The 18,155-nt window shown below is 42.5% G+C and carries 17 protein-coding genes; 6 read left to right on the top strand and 11 right to left on the bottom strand.

Annotation, left to right across the window (positions count from 1 at the left end; translation table 11 throughout):
* Position 1: 1 nt before the first annotated feature.
* Positions 2–1,282, bottom strand: coding sequence for a cytochrome c3 family protein (locus tag ACEN9X_RS16335; protein ID WP_413666148.1), 1,281 nt, complete (start codon positions 1,280–1,282; stop codon positions 2–4).
* Positions 1,283–1,534: 252 nt separating this feature from the next.
* Positions 1,535–2,515 carry a deoxyhypusine synthase family protein gene (locus ACEN9X_RS16330; protein WP_090530168.1) on the bottom strand — a complete coding sequence of 327 codons (981 nt, stop codon included), beginning with the start codon at positions 2,513–2,515 and terminating at the stop codon, positions 1,535–1,537.
* A 207-nt stretch (positions 2,516–2,722) separates the two neighbouring features.
* On the opposite strand from ACEN9X_RS16330, the gene ACEN9X_RS16325 reads away from it, so the two are divergent.
* Positions 2,723–3,850, top strand: coding sequence for a polymerase (locus ACEN9X_RS16325; RefSeq protein ID WP_413666147.1), 1,128 nt, complete (start codon positions 2,723–2,725; stop codon positions 3,848–3,850).
* A 103-nt stretch (positions 3,851–3,953) separates the two neighbouring features.
* Here ACEN9X_RS16325 and ACEN9X_RS16320 read toward each other — a convergent pair whose 3' ends face one another.
* A complete protein-coding gene (locus tag ACEN9X_RS16320; RefSeq protein WP_413666146.1) occupies positions 3,954–4,553 on the bottom strand; it encodes a hypothetical protein in 600 nt (199 codons plus the stop codon).
* A gap of 44 nt (positions 4,554–4,597) precedes the next feature.
* On the opposite strand from ACEN9X_RS16320, the gene ACEN9X_RS16315 reads away from it, so the two are divergent.
* From ACEN9X_RS16315 to ACEN9X_RS16300, 4 genes are all read left to right on the top strand, one after another.
* Positions 4,598–5,473, top strand: a complete 876-nt coding sequence (locus tag ACEN9X_RS16315) for a transglutaminase family protein (RefSeq protein WP_413666145.1) — start codon at positions 4,598–4,600, stop codon at positions 5,471–5,473.
* A 160-nt stretch (positions 5,474–5,633) separates the two neighbouring features.
* On the top strand, positions 5,634–7,160 hold the full coding sequence (locus ACEN9X_RS16310; RefSeq protein WP_413666144.1) for a sensor histidine kinase: 1,527 nt from the start codon (positions 5,634–5,636) through the stop codon (positions 7,158–7,160).
* A gap of 6 nt (positions 7,161–7,166) precedes the next feature.
* Positions 7,167–7,844: a LytR/AlgR family response regulator transcription factor gene (locus ACEN9X_RS16305; protein WP_413666143.1), complete on the top strand. Its 678-nt coding sequence runs from the start codon at positions 7,167–7,169 to the stop codon at positions 7,842–7,844.
* Positions 7,845–7,956: 112 nt separating this feature from the next.
* The gene (locus ACEN9X_RS16300; RefSeq protein WP_413666142.1) at positions 7,957–8,334 is read left to right on the top strand and encodes a nuclear transport factor 2 family protein; all 378 of its coding nucleotides are present in this window, start codon (positions 7,957–7,959) and stop codon (positions 8,332–8,334) included.
* A gap of 285 nt (positions 8,335–8,619) precedes the next feature.
* Here ACEN9X_RS16300 and ACEN9X_RS16295 read toward each other — a convergent pair whose 3' ends face one another.
* From ACEN9X_RS16295 to ACEN9X_RS16280, 4 genes are all read right to left on the bottom strand, one after another.
* A complete protein-coding gene (locus ACEN9X_RS16295; protein WP_413666141.1) occupies positions 8,620–9,048 on the bottom strand; it encodes a hypothetical protein in 429 nt (142 codons plus the stop codon).
* Positions 9,049–9,149: 101 nt separating this feature from the next.
* On the bottom strand, positions 9,150–10,064 hold the full coding sequence (locus tag ACEN9X_RS16290; protein ID WP_413666140.1) for an alpha/beta hydrolase: 915 nt from the start codon (positions 10,062–10,064) through the stop codon (positions 9,150–9,152).
* 193 nt (positions 10,065–10,257) lie between these two features.
* A protein-coding gene (gene prfB, locus ACEN9X_RS16285; RefSeq protein ID WP_413666139.1) for a peptide chain release factor 2 occupies positions 10,258–11,350 on the bottom strand; the annotation gives its coding sequence in 2 pieces (ribosomal slippage) (positions 10,258–11,289 and positions 11,291–11,350; 1,092 coding nt in all).
* Between the two features lie 101 nt (positions 11,351–11,451).
* On the bottom strand, positions 11,452–11,889 hold the full coding sequence (locus tag ACEN9X_RS16280) for a hypothetical protein (protein WP_413666138.1): 438 nt from the start codon (positions 11,887–11,889) through the stop codon (positions 11,452–11,454).
* 253 nt (positions 11,890–12,142) lie between these two features.
* Here ACEN9X_RS16280 and pgi point away from each other — a divergent pair, with 253 nt between their 5' ends.
* Entirely contained in the window at positions 12,143–13,789 is a 1,647-nt protein-coding gene (pgi, locus tag ACEN9X_RS16275; protein ID WP_413666137.1) for a glucose-6-phosphate isomerase, read from the top strand.
* A 208-nt stretch (positions 13,790–13,997) separates the two neighbouring features.
* Here pgi and ACEN9X_RS16270 read toward each other — a convergent pair whose 3' ends face one another.
* The 4 genes from ACEN9X_RS16270 to dnaG all read right to left on the bottom strand — a co-directional run bounded on the left by ACEN9X_RS16270 (position 13,998) and on the right by dnaG (position 18,105).
* Positions 13,998–14,393 carry a DUF805 domain-containing protein gene (locus ACEN9X_RS16270; protein WP_413666136.1) on the bottom strand — a complete coding sequence of 132 codons (396 nt, stop codon included), beginning with the start codon at positions 14,391–14,393 and terminating at the stop codon, positions 13,998–14,000.
* 318 nt (positions 14,394–14,711) lie between these two features.
* On the bottom strand, positions 14,712–15,788 hold the full coding sequence (locus ACEN9X_RS16265) for a glutaminyl-peptide cyclotransferase (RefSeq protein ID WP_413666135.1): 1,077 nt from the start codon (positions 15,786–15,788) through the stop codon (positions 14,712–14,714).
* Between the two features lie 5 nt (positions 15,789–15,793).
* Positions 15,794–16,162 (bottom strand): YraN family protein, encoded by a 369-nt coding sequence (locus ACEN9X_RS16260; protein WP_413666134.1) that lies wholly within the window; start codon positions 16,160–16,162, stop codon positions 15,794–15,796.
* Positions 16,162–18,105, bottom strand: coding sequence for a DNA primase (gene dnaG / locus ACEN9X_RS16255; RefSeq protein WP_413666133.1), 1,944 nt, complete (start codon positions 18,103–18,105; stop codon positions 16,162–16,164). Before dnaG ends, ACEN9X_RS16260 begins: the two co-directional genes overlap by 1 nt.
* Positions 18,106–18,155 lie beyond the last annotated feature (50 nt).

The following is an 18,155-nucleotide window of genomic DNA, read 5'->3' as shown; positions in this document are numbered from 1 at the left end:
ATTAATAGTGACACTTACCGCACTCGATACCACCTAACACGGCGGCTGTAACTTTCTCACCTTTCTTGATCTTATCGTGTGCAGCCAGGATGCTGTCATAGTAAGCATTGCCTTTACCGTTAACTTCGGTACGTTTGTGGCACTGGATACACCATTTCATGGTAAGCGGAGAGTATTGGTAAACCTCTTTCATTTCCTGTACCGGACCATGGCACTGCTGACATTTAATACCACCAACTTTTACGTGTTGTGAGTGGTTAAAGTAAGCCAGGTCAGGCAGGTTGTGGATACGCACCCATTGAATTGGTTTAGCCGCAGTACTGTCATACTTCTGCGTTTTCGGATCGTAGCCCAAAGCGTCATAGATCTTATGTATCTCTTCCGACTCGGTTTTAACAACCTTGTGGCAGTTCATACACACGTTTAATGAAGGAATAGAAGCATTTTTTGACTTGTATGCACCTGAGTGACAGTACTGGCAATCAATTTTCATGATACCGGCGTGTAACTCGTGCGAGTATTTAATTGGCTGTACCGGCTGGTAACCCTGGTGTACGTTGGTGTTCCATAAAGAAACCCAACCCCAGCTGCACATAGCAACAGTACCAGCAACCAATATAAAGAATACCAGTTTTTTGTTTTTAAGAATCTTGGCGATGAACTCTTTTTTAGCATCAACCGCTACGGCACCTTCTACAGCAACTTCGTCCTCGATAACAAGGTCTTTGTTTTTAAGCAGGATACGCTCTAAAGAACCTACTACCCTGTTTAATACCAGGATAACGATGAAAGCGATAACGATGATACCGATCAAACCGAAAACAACCATATCACTTGGGCCGCTTTCAACTTTGGTCTCTTTGCCCTTGTCGCCACCTTCAGGACCTTTAGCCTGCATATCTTTCCAGGTAGTACGAACATAGGTTAAGATATTACCTACATCTGCATCGCTAAGGTCAGCGAATACGGTCATACCCGACTGGTTATACTCATTATAAATTTTGAGTGCCTTAGGGTTTTTAGCGGCTATCAGCGCCTGGTTATTCTGAATCCACTGGATAAGATATTTATCATCAGTTTCTTCAGTAAGTTGCGGGCCTAATGCCGGACCAATTAAGCGGCTTTCGATTTTGTGACAGGTAGTACATTTTGACTTGAAAATGGCCTCGCCTTTAGCAGCGTCAGTTTGCGCGTACGCATTAGATAAACTCCAAAAAGCAAACCCGGCAATCAGTAAAACCGACCTTGAGAATTGTTTAAGAATCAATGAGAAACTTCTCATACAGTGTATTTATGCTAAATAATTTTTATATTAATGATTGAAACTGTTGTAAGATGTATGTTTCATCGGATAATTACAGGCACAAAAGTATAATTTTATACACTATCGGTGACACATAAATGACACCAACCTATAATTTATAATCGTTCTAAATAGACAAAAAACTGCGTTTAAACGCTGCTAAATGCATATTAATGTCATTTGACATTTTTTTGGAATAATTACAATCCAACTTTAATTATAAAATTTTATCTATTGTTTTAGTAACCAGGCAAAAATAAGCGGTGCAACAATGGTTGCGTCACTCTCTACTATAAACTTAGGGGTATGGATGTCAAGCTTGCCCCAGGTTATTTTTTCGTTAGGAACAGCGCCAGAATATGAACCATATGAAGTAGTTGAATCAGAGATCTGGCAGAAGTAGCTCCAGAAAGGTACATCATGCATCTCCATATCCTGGTAAAGCATCGGCACAACGCATATCGGGAAGTCGCCTGCTATGCCACCACCAATCTGGAAAAAGCCTATGCCTTTGCCCGATGAGTTTTTAGTATACCAGTCGGCAAGCCATGCCATGTATTCGATACCGCTTTTCATGGTTGATGCTTTAAGCTCGCCTTTAATTACGTATGAAGCAAAGATGTTGCCCATGGTTGAATCTTCCCATCCCGGTACAACGATAGGCAGGTTCTTTTCGGCAGCAGCCAGCATCCATGAGTTTTTAGGATCAATTTCATAGTATTGCTCCAACTCGCCGCTTAATAATATTTTATACATGTACTCATGCGGAAAATAGCGCTCACCGCTGTCATCAGCATCTTTCCATATCTTGTGGATATGTTTTTGCAAACGGCGGAAAGCTTCTTCTTCCGGGATGCAGGTATCGGTAACACGGTTATAGTGATTTTCAAGCAGATCCCACTCTTCCTGAGGGCTCAGGTCGCGATAGTTAGGTACCCTTTTGTAGTGTGAGTGTGCCACGAGGTTCATGATATCCTCTTCAAGGTTGGCGCCTGTACATGAAATAATAGCAATTTTATCCTGGCGGATCATCTCGGCCAGCGAAATACCCAGCTCAGCAGTACTCATGGCACCAGCTAAGGTTACCATCATTTTACCGCCTTCTTCAAGGTGTGTTTCATAGCCTTTAGCTGCATCCATTAATGCCGCGGCGTTAAAGTGCAGATAATTTCTTTCAATAAACTGCGAAATAGGTCCTCTTGTAGTGCTCATAATATTTCAATAAAATTTCAGCCGCAAAAGTAGACATTTTAGTTAAATTGAATTTTAAATGGAACTTTATCTTTTTATAACCATTTCGTATTTAAATTTAGCGCTCCCACCTCCCCTATCCATCTTCATATTGTCATCATAATTTTAAAATACCCCTCACAGAACCTTATACAACAAAATGGGTTATATTAGCCATTACAAACATCTATGAAGAAACTTGCCATATTAATACTGTTCTGTGCCCTTTCAACCAGTGCCTTTTCACAAATATCCCGGGCTATAAAGCGCATGTATTTTGATAAAGATACTACACGCAAAAGTAGTTTTGTTATATTACCGGTATTAAGCTCAGCTCCCGAAACCGGGCTTGAGGTTGGCGGTGCAGGCCTCCTTTCTTTTTATACCGATACTTCAAAACTTAATACCCGCGTATCCAATGTTTTTGGTTACGCCACTATAACAACTAAAGGTCAAAGCCGGTTAAGCCTTACTACCAGCTACTGGACACCCGGGAACGACTATCACCTCACTGCCGGCGTCAGTTACATTAATTTCCCTTTCGATTTTTATGGCATCGGCAACAATACATTAAAGGCCAACTCCGACAGGATTGGTCAAAAACGGTTCAAGGTAAATTTTACTGCTGAAAAAAAGATCTCCAATAACCTGTATGCCGGCATAATAGGCGGTGCCTGGGATTACAAATTCAATGACGACGATAAAACAGGTATCTTTTATACTGATCCGCGTGTTGAAAACCGCAGCGGCGGACCAAGTGTTTATATAGGCCCTACCATTATATTTGACAACCGGAACAACAACACTTATACCACCAAAGGGCTTATTGTAAACGCCTACTTCCAGGCCATACATGGCATCTTTGGTAACAATGATTATAAAGGCGGTTTCTTTAATATCGAATACTCCCAGTTTTTTTTACTGGCACCTAAATGGGTATTGGGCCTCGACGTACAGGAGCAAAGTTTAACCGGCAGCACCTCGCCATTTTATTTACTGCCCGATCTGGGAAGCGACGAGTTAATGCGAGGCTATTACAACGGCCGTTTCCGCGACAGGAATATGTTAGCCGGGCAGGCTGAGCTGCGTTACCGGTTAAGTAACCGTATAGGTTTTGCAGGCTTCGTAGGCGGAGGCGAAGTTTTTAAAAACAGCTTCAGCGCATCCGAACTAAAACCCAACTACGGCGGTGGTATCCGTTACTTTTTTGATGTGGAAAAAGGGCTTGCTGTACGTGTAGACTATGGTGTAGGCCAGAAAATCCCTAACGAAAAAAGATTAACCGGCTTTTATATTGGATTGGGCCAGTCGTTTTGATTTTGAGTTCATGGTTGATGGTTCATAGTTCATGGCATAATATCGTATCATAGATGAATTTAGTGGCTTCGGCTATGAACCCTGATCTATGAACCATAAGCTATCAATACCTCACCCTAAAATCTTCCCTGCTCATCCCCGGTTTAAAAAATACCATGCCGATATAAAACAGATCAATAGTTACCCTAACCTGTTGATTCAATTTAAGCTGCTCCCATGATTGTTTGGTGGATGCATTGCGATGGATGTTTGTAAATATGATAACGGTATTATCATGAATGAATGGCATAATCTCTGCCGCATAATTGGCACGGCTCTGTTTCAAGGCATCCGCCAGGATCATATCAGCCGGGCAAATGCCTTGTGCAGCTAATGTTATACTTTGAACTTCTGGATTAGCTTGTTTGATAACAAGTTCACTGATGTAATCCTCTGAATCAGCTAACAATATCGTTTGGGGATTAAAGTAAACAGCAAACCGATAAAGTAAACGGTAAAATTTTAACGGCAGCGTATTTATCATGCCCTTGTCAGAATGTTGCTTTCTGATGGTTTCTTCAATCTCACGATACACTTTTTGGCCGTGATAATCGTAAATAACCGTATCAATCAGCTTGTAAACAAATGGAGAGTGTATGCCGTGCCTGTTGTTGGCCCCCAAACGGTGCCGCAGATAATTAAGCCCATACCTTATATTATACATTGCTGTAAAAATAAAAAAGGTTTAGTATTTTAGCATTACAGCGTATGATAAATCCAACTGAAGTAAATTCATTGATCCGCTTGCTGGATGATCCTGACGGCGAGATATATGAACATGTGTATAGCAAATTGTTTTCATATGGTGCCGAAGCTATCAGCTATCTTGAGTCGGCGTTCGAGCAGGCTTTTGACCCTATCCTTCAGGAACGCATTGCCAACCTGGTTCATGAAATTCAGTTCAACAACCTTAAAAACGACCTGAAACTCTGGAACCAAAGCGGTGCCTTCGACCTTTTGCAGGGCATCCTCATCATTAACCGCTACCAGTACCCCGATCTTGACGAACAAAAGGTAATTAACCAGATAGAAGCAATCAAACGTGATATCTGGATCCAGATGATGAACGAGGCCAGTCCAAAAGAGCAAATTAAGCTGATCAACCATGTATTTTACAATATCTATGGTTTTAGCGGCAACACGGCCAATCATCTCGATCCTCAAAACAGCTACCTGAGCCAGGTGCTCGAAACCAAAAAAGGCAACCAGATTTCGTTAGCCATCATTTATTCTATCATAGCGCAAAAACTGGATATACCGGTGTATGGTGTGAACCTTCCACAGCACTTTATACTCGCCTACCTTGACGAAAGCATGCAAAGCGAATTTGAAAGCGGGATCCTGTTTTATATCAACGCCTTTAATAAAGGTTTCCTGTTTGGCAGACGCGATGTGGATATGTTCCTGAAACAGCTTAACCTTAAATTCGATAAACAGTTTTACGAGCCATGCTCTAATACCGATATCATCAAACGTGTGATCCGTAACCTGATCAGTGCCTACGAAAATCTGGGATCGGCCGAGAAAGTGAGAGAATTGAATGAATTGCTCCAAATCATGGATGACGCCCCCCCCGCCCCCTGAAGGGGGTGCTTTTTATTTGCATGGTTTCATCTTTCGTTCCTGCCATTGTTCCCCCTTTAGGGGGTTAGGGGGCTCTTCATCACACCGATCCTGTATTTCATCCCATTTATTTATTCAGTAGTATTGTGCATTATACCTTGCGGTCATAATTCAAAACACTATGAACGATCTGCTAAAAAAGAACCTGAACCTTGGCAAAATTGAATTTTGGGCCGCAACCACTATTTACGCTTTTGCCGTTTTACTGTTGCTAACCAAAGTTGCCGACAGTAATTACAAAGAAATATGGACCCCATACAGGTACATGTTCAACAACTACCACCTGCATTACTCCTATTCTAAATATTACTTTTTCCCGGAAGTATTTAGATATACGGGCTATTATGGCGGCTTTTTAATTTGGAACTTCGTAATCGTTCCTGCCCTGGCCGAAAAAAGACGAATTGCCTGGAACATCATTTTAGGCTTGGCCCTGCTTGTTGCTCTTTGGGGTTTATTCGGCATAACCGATACATGGCTAAAGGGCTACCTTTTTTACCACAAATCTGCCGATTATGTGTATAATCTGGTTTTTAAAACAAATGTGTTGTATGCTTTATGGGTGATGATGATGCTTACTTTTTACAGCATGATCAAGTATTCGGCAAATTTCCTGTTAAGTAATGTAGATAAAATACAAGCCAAATACAGGGTGCTTACCCATGATTGTATTATCGCGATTGTAATTTGTATGATCATTGCCTTTATGATGGCACTTGCGGATTTCCCGGTTGAATTGATCACTACTTTCGTGATTATAGCACCGGTGGCCATCGGCGTTTATGCCCTGTCTTTCTATAGTTTAATCCCACAAACGCTGGCCAGAAATCGTGGCATCTTTAACTACCTGTTCAAAATTGCAGGTATTATGTTGTTGATCAGCATCCCAATAGGTATTTTAACAAGTTTGATATTTGAATCATCGGAGCCGACATTTATTATTGGCGGCTTTAATTGCGGTATACAACTACTTATTACGGGCCCCTTTGCCTGGATTGTTTACAAACGCAAGCTGGCCGGCAACCAGGAAATTACCTATCTTAAAACCGCCCTTGGCCGCTCCACCGCCGATCTGGATTTTCTTCGCTCACAAATTAATCCGCATTTCCTATTTAATGCGTTGAATACATTATATGGCACTGCCCTGCAGGAAGATGCCGAACGTACCGCCGAAGGTGTACAGCGCCTGGGTGATATGATGCGCTTCATGTTGCAGGAAAACATGCAGGAAAAAATATTGCTGGTACGCGAGATCGATTACCTGAATAATTACATCGCCCTGCAAAAGCTCCGCACCCAAACCTCACCGGATATTAGTATCGTGCTGCAAATTGAAGATCATGTGAATGCCCTGCAAATTGCACCGATGCTGCTTATCCCTTTTATTGAAAACGCCTTTAAACATGGCATCAGCCTGCGCGAACCATCGCATATAAACATCAGCCTGCAAACCAAAGAGAATACGCTTTACTTTGATGTGCATAACAGCATTCACCCTAAAGTTGTTAACGATACCGAAAAATATAACAACGGTGTAGGGCTGGAGAACGTTAAACAGCGGCTTGTTCTTTTGTACCCCAATAAACACGAGCTGGTGATCCGCGAAAGCGCCAAAGATTTTTTCATACATTTAACCATACAACTATAATAAGCTTTGATAACAGCCATAGCCATTGATGACGAACCTATAGCATTGGATGTGATCCGCTCGCACGCTGCTAAGGTACCCTTCCTTGATCTGAAGGCCGAATTTACCGATGCCTTTAAGGCGATGGACTACCTGCAGCTTGAGCCGGTCGATCTGCTGTTCCTGGATATTAAGATGCCCGACATTTCGGGCATCGACCTGTTAACGTGCCTCAACAAAAAACCGCTGGTAATATTTACCACCGCCTATACCGAACATGCCGTTACCAGTTTTGAGCTCGACGCGGTTGATTATCTGTTGAAACCCTTCGCCCTTACGCGGTTCATCAAAGCCTGCAATAAAGCCTATGAACTTTACAACTTCAGGAACACCGCCGATGTTAAGGATTATATCTTCCTGAAAACCGGCTATGACCAGGTACGCGTTAATTTTGATGAAATCTATCACCTGGAAGCCACAGGCAATTATGTCAATTTTGTGTTGAAGGATAGCAAGGTAGTTACCCGAATGACCATTACCGAAGTTGAAGCCTTGCTTCCGGCTGAGAAATTTATCAGGATCCACCGGTCGTTTATTGCTGCCGTAAGTAAAATTGATAAGATAGAGCGCCACCAGGTAACCATCAATGGCTTTATGTTGCCTGTAGGTGGCGCTTATATTCAGAATTTGGGGATGATCAAATAGATTATTCAGATTGTTGTCCCCCTTTTGGCACTTCTGTAAAACTATGCAGACTTACGAAGTTTTAAAAACTTCGTAAGTCTTAAATCTATCCGATAATCGTTAACTTTAATATATGCAGCACCGCGAACTTATCATCAGCAATTATGTAAAGACCTATAACAACTTTGATGTTATAGGCATGATTAAAAATCTTGCACCATCCGTTAAATTCCAGAATATATCTAATGGTGACGTAAATATGGAACTTGATGGTATCGAAGCATTCAGAAATCAGGCCGAACAAGCTGTAAAGCTTTTTGAGCGCCGCGAGCAAATTATCCGGTCATTTAAGCATACCGGCAACAAAACCGAAATAGCTATTGACTATAACGCTATTTTAGCCATTGATCTACCAAATGGCTTAAAAAAAGGCGATGAGCTAAACCTGAAAGGACATTCTATTTTTACTTTTGATGAGGAAAAGATTATTGGGATAATGGATATTAGTTGATTCTCAATTGGAATTAAAGAACCTATACTTTTCACTACATTATTATAAGTTATTGATTATTAGATATATTTTAAGGTTGAATTTTATAACATGGGCGTTGCCTGCGGCCCGGGCTTTTCGTTACAAGTCCTCACTTTGCCAGCGCACAAAACCGGCGCAAGCTTTGGGCTTTTCACTGCAACCCCTAACGCGGCCCCCGCACAATATCTCTAAAACATATTTTGCACGTCATCTTGTTTTTTTCCAGAGCTTCCCTTGTGTTTCCTCGCAATGACGTTTTTTAATCTACTCCACCACCAGCTTTTTCAACGTAATCCCGATAGTTGCTGTTTTCCTTTTAGCTGCCGGGCCATAGCTGAAAGCGATCTTATACATCTTTTTTGATTTGATCCAGTTAACAAACTTGGGATCGCATACCGGGTTCAGTTTATAAGCATATTGCTGGGGCTGGGGTTTAACTTCAGCTACCGCTATATAAATAGAACCCGGCGTTTTGCAATCTGCCGGAGCATCAGCGTCTCCCTGCTGATCGGCGACAAGGTACACCGCAATATTCAGCGTTTTATGATCGGTATATACATAACGCTTTTGCAGGTTATTTAAAACGTAAGTAAGATCCTGATCGGATACGCTTTTGTATTTGATGGATTGGGCGATAACGTTAAAGCAGGCACCGGTAATGAGCAACACTGCCAACAGCATTCTTTTCAACATAAAATGATCATTAAGGTCGAACTTCTCAAAAAAAGACTGTCTACCTCAACAATAAAATTGGCTTACTGTTTTACAGCAGAAAAAAAATCGCTCCTGTGGAATTATTTCCCGCTCAAAAAGCCATTTTCTTCCAGCCATGAAGCACCCCATTCAAACCATTTGCCTTTATTTTTAGAGTTGTTCATCCCGAAGCCATGGCCACCTTCCTGGAAAAGGTGCATTTCGGCCTTCACTTTATTTTTTAAAAGCGCATCGTAAAACAACAGACTGTTTTGCACAGGTACTACGGTATCATCTTCGGCATGCACTAAAAATGTTGGCGGGGTGTTTGCAGTCACTTGTTTCTCGTTCGAATACAGATCTAACTGCTCTGCTGACGGGCTCTTACCTATCAGGTTTTCCCTCGAGCCAACGTGGGCATACTCTCCAAAAGAAATTACAGGATAAATCAGCATCATAAAATCAGGGCGTACGCTGATATTTTCTTTATCCTCAATAACCGGTTTATCAAAATGCGTACCCTCAGTTGAAGCCAGGTGACCGCCGGCCGAAAAACCTATAATACCTATTTTAGACGGATTGATATTCCACTCAGCAGCATTTTTGCGCACGGTGTATACAGCCATTTGCGCATCCTGCAATGGACCGATAGATTTATCAGCCATGATATCATCGCTTGGCAAGCGGTACTTTAACACAAAAGCGGTTACTCCAATCTGCGCAAAAGCCTGGGCTACGGCCTTGCCTTCATGATCTGAAGCCAGCCCGGAATATCCGCCGCCAGGGCAAACAACAATTGCAGCGCCGTTGGCTTTCCCTTTTTCCGGAAGATACGGCGTTAGTGTTGGCTCTGTAACCATGGTGATCCAGCTTCCGTTATTAGTTTTTTCTGTATAAGTAGCAGGCGCCTTTTTAGAATTAGGCACTCCTTTGGGATAAAGCGGCATAGGTTTTTCCTGTGCAAAGGAAGCAAATGTTATAGCTGTCAAAACTAAGGCAGATAAGATGGATCTCATATTTTATTAAATGTTAAATTGGATGTGTCCAAAATACAATTAATCCCCCAAAAACAAAACGGAATATCAGAAATGATACTCCGTTTTTTAAACTATAAGGAAAGCGCTGTCAGTCTGAGCTTGTCGAAGACTCGCGCGGAGAGGCCTACCCACCATGCTTCGACGGGCTCAGCATGACAGCCACCTATTCTAATTACGTCTTCGGGCCTCCAAATTCCATCAGGTAGGCTTTCAGGAAATCATCCAGATCACCATCAAGCACTGCTGCTGCGTTTGAAGTTTCATGATCGGTACGCAGGTCTTTAACCAGTTTGTACGGATGTAAAACGTAGTTACGGATCTGCGAGCCCCACTCTATTTTCTTTTTGTTGCCCTCAATAGCATTAGTCAGTTCCATGCGTTTGCGCATCTCAATTTCATATAACTGCGATTTCAGCAAGCGGATGGCGTTGTCCTTATTTTGTAATTGCGAGCGTGATTCCTGGTTTTTGATGATAATGCCCGATGGTTTGTGATATAAACGCACGGCGGTTTCTACCTTGTTCACGTTCTGACCACCGGCTCCGCCCGAGCGGAAGGTTTCAAACTCGATATCGGCAGGGTTTACTTCAATTTCAATGGTATCATCAACCAGCGGGTATACGTATACCGAAGCAAACGAAGTATGGCGTTTGGCGTTGGCATCAAACGGAGATACACGCACCAAACGGTGTACACCATTTTCACCTTTTAAATAGCCATAAGCAAATTCGCCTTCCAATTGCAGCGTAACGGTTTTTACCCCGGCTACGTCGCCCTCCTGGTAGTCCTGTTCGGTTACTTTGTAGCCATTCTTTTCACCCCACATAATATACATACGCATGAGCATACCGGCCCAGTCGCAGCTTTCGGTACCACCTGCACCGGCTGTGATCTGAAGTACGGCATTCAGCTGATCTTCTTCGGCCGAAAGCATGTTTTTAAATTCAAGCTCTTCAACAGCCTTTAAAGCCGCATTATATTGTTCCTGCATTTCGGCCTCAGTAGCGTCACCTCCCTGGTAAAATTCAAAAAGCACACCGGCGTCATCAACAACCGATACCACTTTCTGAAAAGCATCTGTCCATACTTTTTTTACTTTGATAGATGCCAGTACCTTTTCGGCCTCTTTAGGGTGATCCCAAAAATGCGGACCAATGGTTATTTCCTGTTCCTCTTGTAGTAGTTCCAGCTTCTTATCGATGTCAAAGATGCCTCCTCAGGGAAGTTACTCTATCCCTTAAATCCTGAACTTGTTCTTTAGTCATGCGGCAAATATATGTAATTTGAAAAATTGCTATAAATAAAAAAGGCCTGCAAATTGTTTAACAATCAGCAGGCCCGTTCATCAGGCAGATGTAATAATATATTAAGCAACCATCAGGTTGTTCACAAGCGGGTTCAGATCTGTACGGTTACCGTTTAGTTTAGTTAACATAGTGCCCAGGGCAAATTCTTTGGCCTCACCACTTTTGGTTTCTTTAACCAGCTCATTCATTACGGCAGGGATCAAAGCCTTGGCAACAGCCAAAGCATGGGCCGGATCGATGCTGTAAAATATGTTAAGCTTGCTGGCAAAACTGTAAGTTATGCTTGATACTAATGAATTGTTGTACTTACCCGAAAACTGAAAATACTTTATAAGCTCTTTCACCTTGCCACTTTCAAGCTGGCCTTTCAATACTTCAATGATAGAACTTGAAGCTTCATTGATCACTGCATCATGATGTTTAGCAGGAATCACCGGGTTGTTGATAACAGCCGTCCCGGCGTTATCTTTTACAAGCAAAAACAGTTTTTCAAACATAGTAATACGTGCTTTTAAAGTAAATTTACAAATTGATGATAAATACCTTATTTGATTACCATCGAAACAAATATATCAAATAAAAATTTAAAACTTCAAAATATATTTGTAATTCTTTTGTAATTCTCATAATTTTTAGGTGTAAAGTAAACACTATGCCGCCTGTGTTTAATTAACACTAAGACAGACTATTATTTTATTTAACAATCACCTTTCAATTAACTTTTTACTTTTGTTAAAAAATAACACAATTATGCTGCCAACTACCGATTTTACAACAACCCAGGCCTACAAATATCTTACAGATCATTACATCGATATTGTATCAAAAAGTTTGAAGGAAATGTTTGATGCTGACGACCAGCGCTTTAATAAATTCTCGATCCAGTTTGAGGATATCCTGCTCGATTATTCAAAGAATCGTATTGATGACGAAACCATCGCTTTATTGATACAGCTGGCCAAAGAATGTTCACTAAAAGAGGCGATAGACGCCATGTACTCGGGCGAAAAAATTAACGTTACAGAAGGCCGGCCGGTACTGCACATCGCATTACGTAACCGCAGCAACACTCCTATTTACGTTGATGGTAAAGATGTTATGCCTGATGTAAATAAAGTGCTTGACCAGATGAAAGCCTTCAGCGAAGCTATTATCTCGGGCGAGTGGAAAGGCTATACCGGCAAAGCTATTACCGATGTAGTTAACATCGGCATTGGCGGATCTGACCTTGGCCCGGTAATGGTTACAGAAGCATTAAAAGCGTACAAAAATCATTTGAACCTCCACTTTGTAAGTAATGTGGACGGTACTCATATAGTTGAAACCCTGAAAGCGGTTGATCCGGAAACCACCCTTTTCCTGGTGGCTTCAAAAACCTTCACTACACAGGAGACCATGGGCAACGCGCACAGCGCCCGCGACTGGTTCCTGGCCAGCGGTGCTACCGAAGCTGATGTTGCTAAACACTTTGCTGCCCTTTCAACCAATGCCGCAGCTGTTGAAAAATTTGGTATCGATACTAAAAACATGTTTGAATTTTGGGATTGGGTTGGTGGCCGTTACTCTTTATGGAGCGCGATTGGTTTATCAATTGCCCTGAGCATTGGCTTTGAAAACTTTGCCGACCTGCTTGCCGGTGCACATGCTACCGACAACCATTTCAAATCTGCCGAGTTTGATCAAAACATCCCGGTTATTATGGGCTTGATCGGTATCTGGTATAACAATTTCTTTGAGGCCGAAACCAATGTTATTTTGCCTTACGATCAATACCTGCACCGTTTCTCGGCTTATTTCCAGCAAGGTGATATGGAAAGTAACGGTAAACATGTTGACCGCAATGGTAAAGATGTTGACTACTCAACAGGCCCGATCATTTGGGGCGAACCAGGCACAAACGGTCAGCATGCATTTTACCAATTGATTCACCAGGGTACTAAACTGATCCCTGCCGACTTCATCGCTCCGGCACAGTCACACAATCCGCTGGGCGAGCATCACAATATGTTGCTTTCAAACTTCTTTGCTCAAACCGAAGCTTTAATGAACGGTAAAACCGAAGAGGTGGTTATTGAAGAGCTAAAAGCAGCCGGAAAATCAGACGAAGAGATTGCTAAAATTGCTCCATTTAAAGTGTTTGAAGGTAACCGTCCAACAAACTCATTCCTGATTAAAAAGATCACCCCATATACTTTAGGCGCACTGATAGCTGCGTATGAGCACAAGATCTTTACCCAGGGCATTATCTGGAACATTTACAGCTTTGACCAATGGGGCGTTGAGCTTGGCAAGCAACTTGCCGGCAAGATCCTTCCTGAGTTAAAAGATAACGCTGAGATCAGCAGCCATGATTCATCAACCAATGGCTTGATCAATCAGTATAAAGCGTGGAGGTAAGCGCCCCCCAGCCCCCTAAAGGGGGAGTTTTATAATTTTAAACAAGAAACGCCCAGATTTTCCGGGCGTTTCTTGTTTAAAACACTTCCGCGGGCTTTCAGCCCGTGGTTAAGCATGACTTCAGCTTTCAGCTGATGGATCGTAAGCTGAAAGCTTACAGTATGATTCCCACGAGTTACGCTATCGCTAAACCCGCGGTAGTATATCACTATTCTTTTGTCTCCGAATAACTTTCTGTGGACTGACTTTGCGGTGGCGAAAAAGGGCTTTGATAATCGGCCGGGTCAAATGAGGCCCCTATGCCTTTCGGATTATCGCCATACTGGTTTTCACCGGCTTCACCGTCAAAAAATAGAAGGGCTATAAAATAAAAAGGGATGATCTGGAACCAACCGCTCTTACCCAAATCGTGGCAACGCTTTGCACCTTGCGACCAAAAAAACCAAAGCAGCGGAATGAAACCAAGGAATGCAACCATTGAAACTGCGCTACCACCTGGTATAATGCTAATTATTACTAAATAACAAATGGCATAAATGATAAAGCTGATACCGTATTCCGTCCTGCGGATACGGCCTTCAAATGAAAACAAATTCTGAAACATGTTTAAATGATTAGGTTAGGAATAAATTAACTGGTTTAAAGATATTATTTAGATATAAAATCAAAGAATAATTATTTGTTAAGATGCAGCTTGATTATGATACTGCCGAGGGCTCCCAGCCCATGGTTTAATACTATTTCAGCTTTCAGCTGGTGGAATGTAAGCTTTCAGCTTACACCATGCCAACCACGAGTTACGCTATCGCTAAACTCGCGGTAGTATACTACTGTAACGCGAAATGCCCGGATTTTCCGGGCATTTCGCGTTTATAAAAATTCTTATTTCAAACAATAGTTCCCCTTTTGGGGACAAGGGGGCTTAAGGAAGCGGCACAAACTTAACCTGATACAAATGAGGCCACTTTTTGCCGGTTACAAACAGGCGTTGACCTTTGGCATCCCAGGCTATGCCATTTAGTACATTGTTGTTCCAATCCCTGTCCTGCGGGCGGCTGGCTACCGGGTAAATTTCTTTCATATCAATCACCTGCTCAACAGCGCCGGTTTTAGGATTAATCACCAATATGTTATCCGTTTGATAAACATTGGCGTATATTTTACCATTAATATATTCCAGTTCGTTTATCGAATCTATCTGTTGTTTATCATCACATACATCAACATGGCCTATCGGGCGATAGTTGTTCTTATCAAGAAACCAAAGACGATTGGTACTGTCATCCATGTACAACTTATTACCGTCAAAGCACATTCCCCATCCTTCCGGGCCAACATTGTTGGTGAAGTTGTTAAGTAGCTTCAACGTATTTTTATCGTATACAAAACCTACTTTTTCCTTCCAGGTAAGCTGAATTACTTTATCGCCCACAACAGATAACCCTTCACCGAAGTATTGGGTGTCGAGCTTGGTTTCCTGCAAAACCTTGCCGGTGTTGAGGTCTACCTTACGGATGGACGAGTGTTTATAGTCGCCGGTACTTTCGTATAAAATACCATCAACGTATTGCAGGCCTTCGGTATAAGCGGCGGTATCATGAGGGAATACTTTTTCGACCTTATAGGTGTACCGGGCAGGTGCCTTCGCAGCCAGAAGAAGTATATTGGTTGTTACCTCATTGCTTTTACCACCTTCATAAACCTTGGCGGTGATCATCCTGATGCCTAAGCCAATGGTATCGGTTTTAAGGCTGATACCTGCAGTATCCTTACTGGAAGCAATTTTTGCGGAATCGAGCAGGTAAACTACCGAATCAACTTTACTACCTGCGGGATAACCTACTTTAATATCAATTTTATCGCCGGCTTTGTAGTTGGTGCCGGCATCGGGGGTTATGGTATAATCTGTAGCCGAACTATCTGGTTTATGTTTACAGCTGTAACCCAAAGCCGTTAGGGCAAGGGCGGCAAAGAATAGCTTTAATTTATTGTTATTCATAAGTGTTATGTGGCCGAAGGCCAAAACGCATCTTCTATATGGTTTAGTATATAATTTCCGCCGCGGTCAAACAATATGGCGATAATATCAAACCTCACTTCTCCCTGGTGGTTCATGAGGTATATGTATTCATCGGCTGCTTCGGCCAGCAGTTTTTGTTTACGATTATCAACAAAGTCTTCCGGCTCGCCAAAGCCATTGCCCGTGCGGGTTTTTACTTCGGTAAATATAATAACCTTGTCTTTATAAGCAATGATATCTATTTCGGCTTTTCCGAAAGTCCAGTTTTCATCAAGGATCTCGTAGCCTGCCTTTTCAAGATGAGTTTTGGCTAATGCTTCGCCGGTGCGACCAAGATCGAGGTGTTGGGCCATTATTTTATAATTACGGATCCCAAAAAGTCAGATATTGATTTTTCTACTTTCTTCATGCGCATGTACTGATTAAGCAGTATTTCCTGGTCGGCCTCAGTATCAGCTTTTTGAAGTTGTGTGCGCAGGTCTTCCAGCATCTTGCCAACCTTATGTTTTTTAAGGTGAAATATCGCACCGAGAATAGTAGCCTTCATATTCGCCTGCTCATCGTTCACCGTGATCTTATGCATTTCGTACCAGTTTTCGCTAAGCGAATACTTACTGGCTAACATGTTAATGGTTAAATCAACAATAGCTTTATCCTTATGATGAATAAAATAGGCCTCATCCGGCAGTACACCGTTTTCTACCTCGCGACGGTAAATTTCTGCGATCTGCTTACAAACCGGGTGATCAAAGGTAACATCACTTAGCTCAGCTATAATGAAGGGGCCTATGTAGGTATTGGCAATGCCGTCCCAGTCAATCATCCTGCTACCGTAATGCAGCAATAAGCGCACAATTTCTTTCTCCTGGAAAGCGTCGTCCTTGGCAACCTGGGGTTCCGGTTCTATCGGCTCATCAAAAAAGTGAGGTTCATCGGGCATTTCCGCAAACCTGTTGTTTTGCTGCTGACGCTGCTGCTCCTCTTTTTTGGCTTTAGCCGTGCGCATTTTATTAAGCTCGGATAAAAGGGCGCGCTCATCTATCTGTAATAAACCGCTACACTCTTTTATAAATACCGAAGCCTTAATGCTGTCCGGGATTTTGGCAATACTTTCAACCACCTCACGGATTACATCGGCTTTTTTTATCGGATCGTTGCCAACTTCTTTAAGCAGGATCTGGGTTTTATAGAGGATGAAATCCTTTTTATTTTCCTCGATATGTTTTTTGAAAGCGCTTGAACCCTTCGACTGTACAAACGAATCGGGATCGTGCCCATCGGGGAACAGCACTACTTTAACATTAAGCCCTTCTTCCAGGATCATATCCAAACCACGCAGCGAGGCTTTGATACCGGCGGCGTCACCATCATATAATATGGTGATGTTTTTGGTAAAACGGGCGATTAGTTTGATCTGCTCGGTAGTAAGCGAGGTGCCTGATGATGCTACCACATTTTCAACCCCGGCCTGGTGTACCGAAAGCACGTCGGCATAGCCCTCTACCAGGTAGCAGTTATCCTGCTCGCGAATGGCCTTTTTAGCAAAGTAAAGCCCGTAAAGTACGTTTGATTTATGGTAGATTTCCGACTCGGGCGAGTTAACATACTTGGCTACGTTTTTATCTTTTTTTAGCGTACGGCCACCAAAACCGATTACCCTGCCGGTAAAACTGTGGATCGGGAACATTACCCGGCCGCGGTACCTGTCAAACAGTGCACCGTTATCCCGCTTTACCGATAGGCCGCTTTCAACCAAAAACTGCTCTTTATAGCCGTTCCTAATGGCCGCTCCGGTAAAAGCTTCCCATTGATCGGGCGAATAGCCCAGCTCAAATTTTTTGATCGTTTCAGCAGTAAAGCCGCGTTCTTTAAAATAACTGAGACCAATGCTTTGCCCCTCTTCGGTATCAAGCATTGTTTCGTGAAAAAACTTAGCGGCAAATGCCGATACGATCATGAGGCTCTCCCGGCGGAGCTCCTCTTCCCGGTTTTCGGGTGCTTCAACGGTTTCTTCAACCTCAATGCCGTACTTTTTGGCAAGCCATTTCAGAGCTTCGGGATAGCTGAATTTTTCCAGCTCCATCAAAAACGTAACCGCCGAACCACCTTTACCTGTAGAGAAATCTTTAAAGATACCTTTAGCAGGCGACACCGTAAATGATGGTGTACGCTCATTGGCAAAAGGCGAAAGGCCTACAAAGTTAGCCCCTCGTTTTTTTAACTGCACAAATTCCCCTATCACCTCCACAATGTCGGTGGCTTCCATAATACGGTCGATAGTGGATTTTTGGATCATAAGTTAAAATGCAAATGTAGGGCAAAACGTTATTGTATAATTAACAATCG

This window comes from Mucilaginibacter sp. Mucisp86 (genome assembly GCF_047324315.1).
GTDB lineage: Bacteria > Bacteroidota > Bacteroidia > Sphingobacteriales > Sphingobacteriaceae > Mucilaginibacter.
This window is presented reverse-complemented; position numbering and strand designations above follow the sequence as displayed.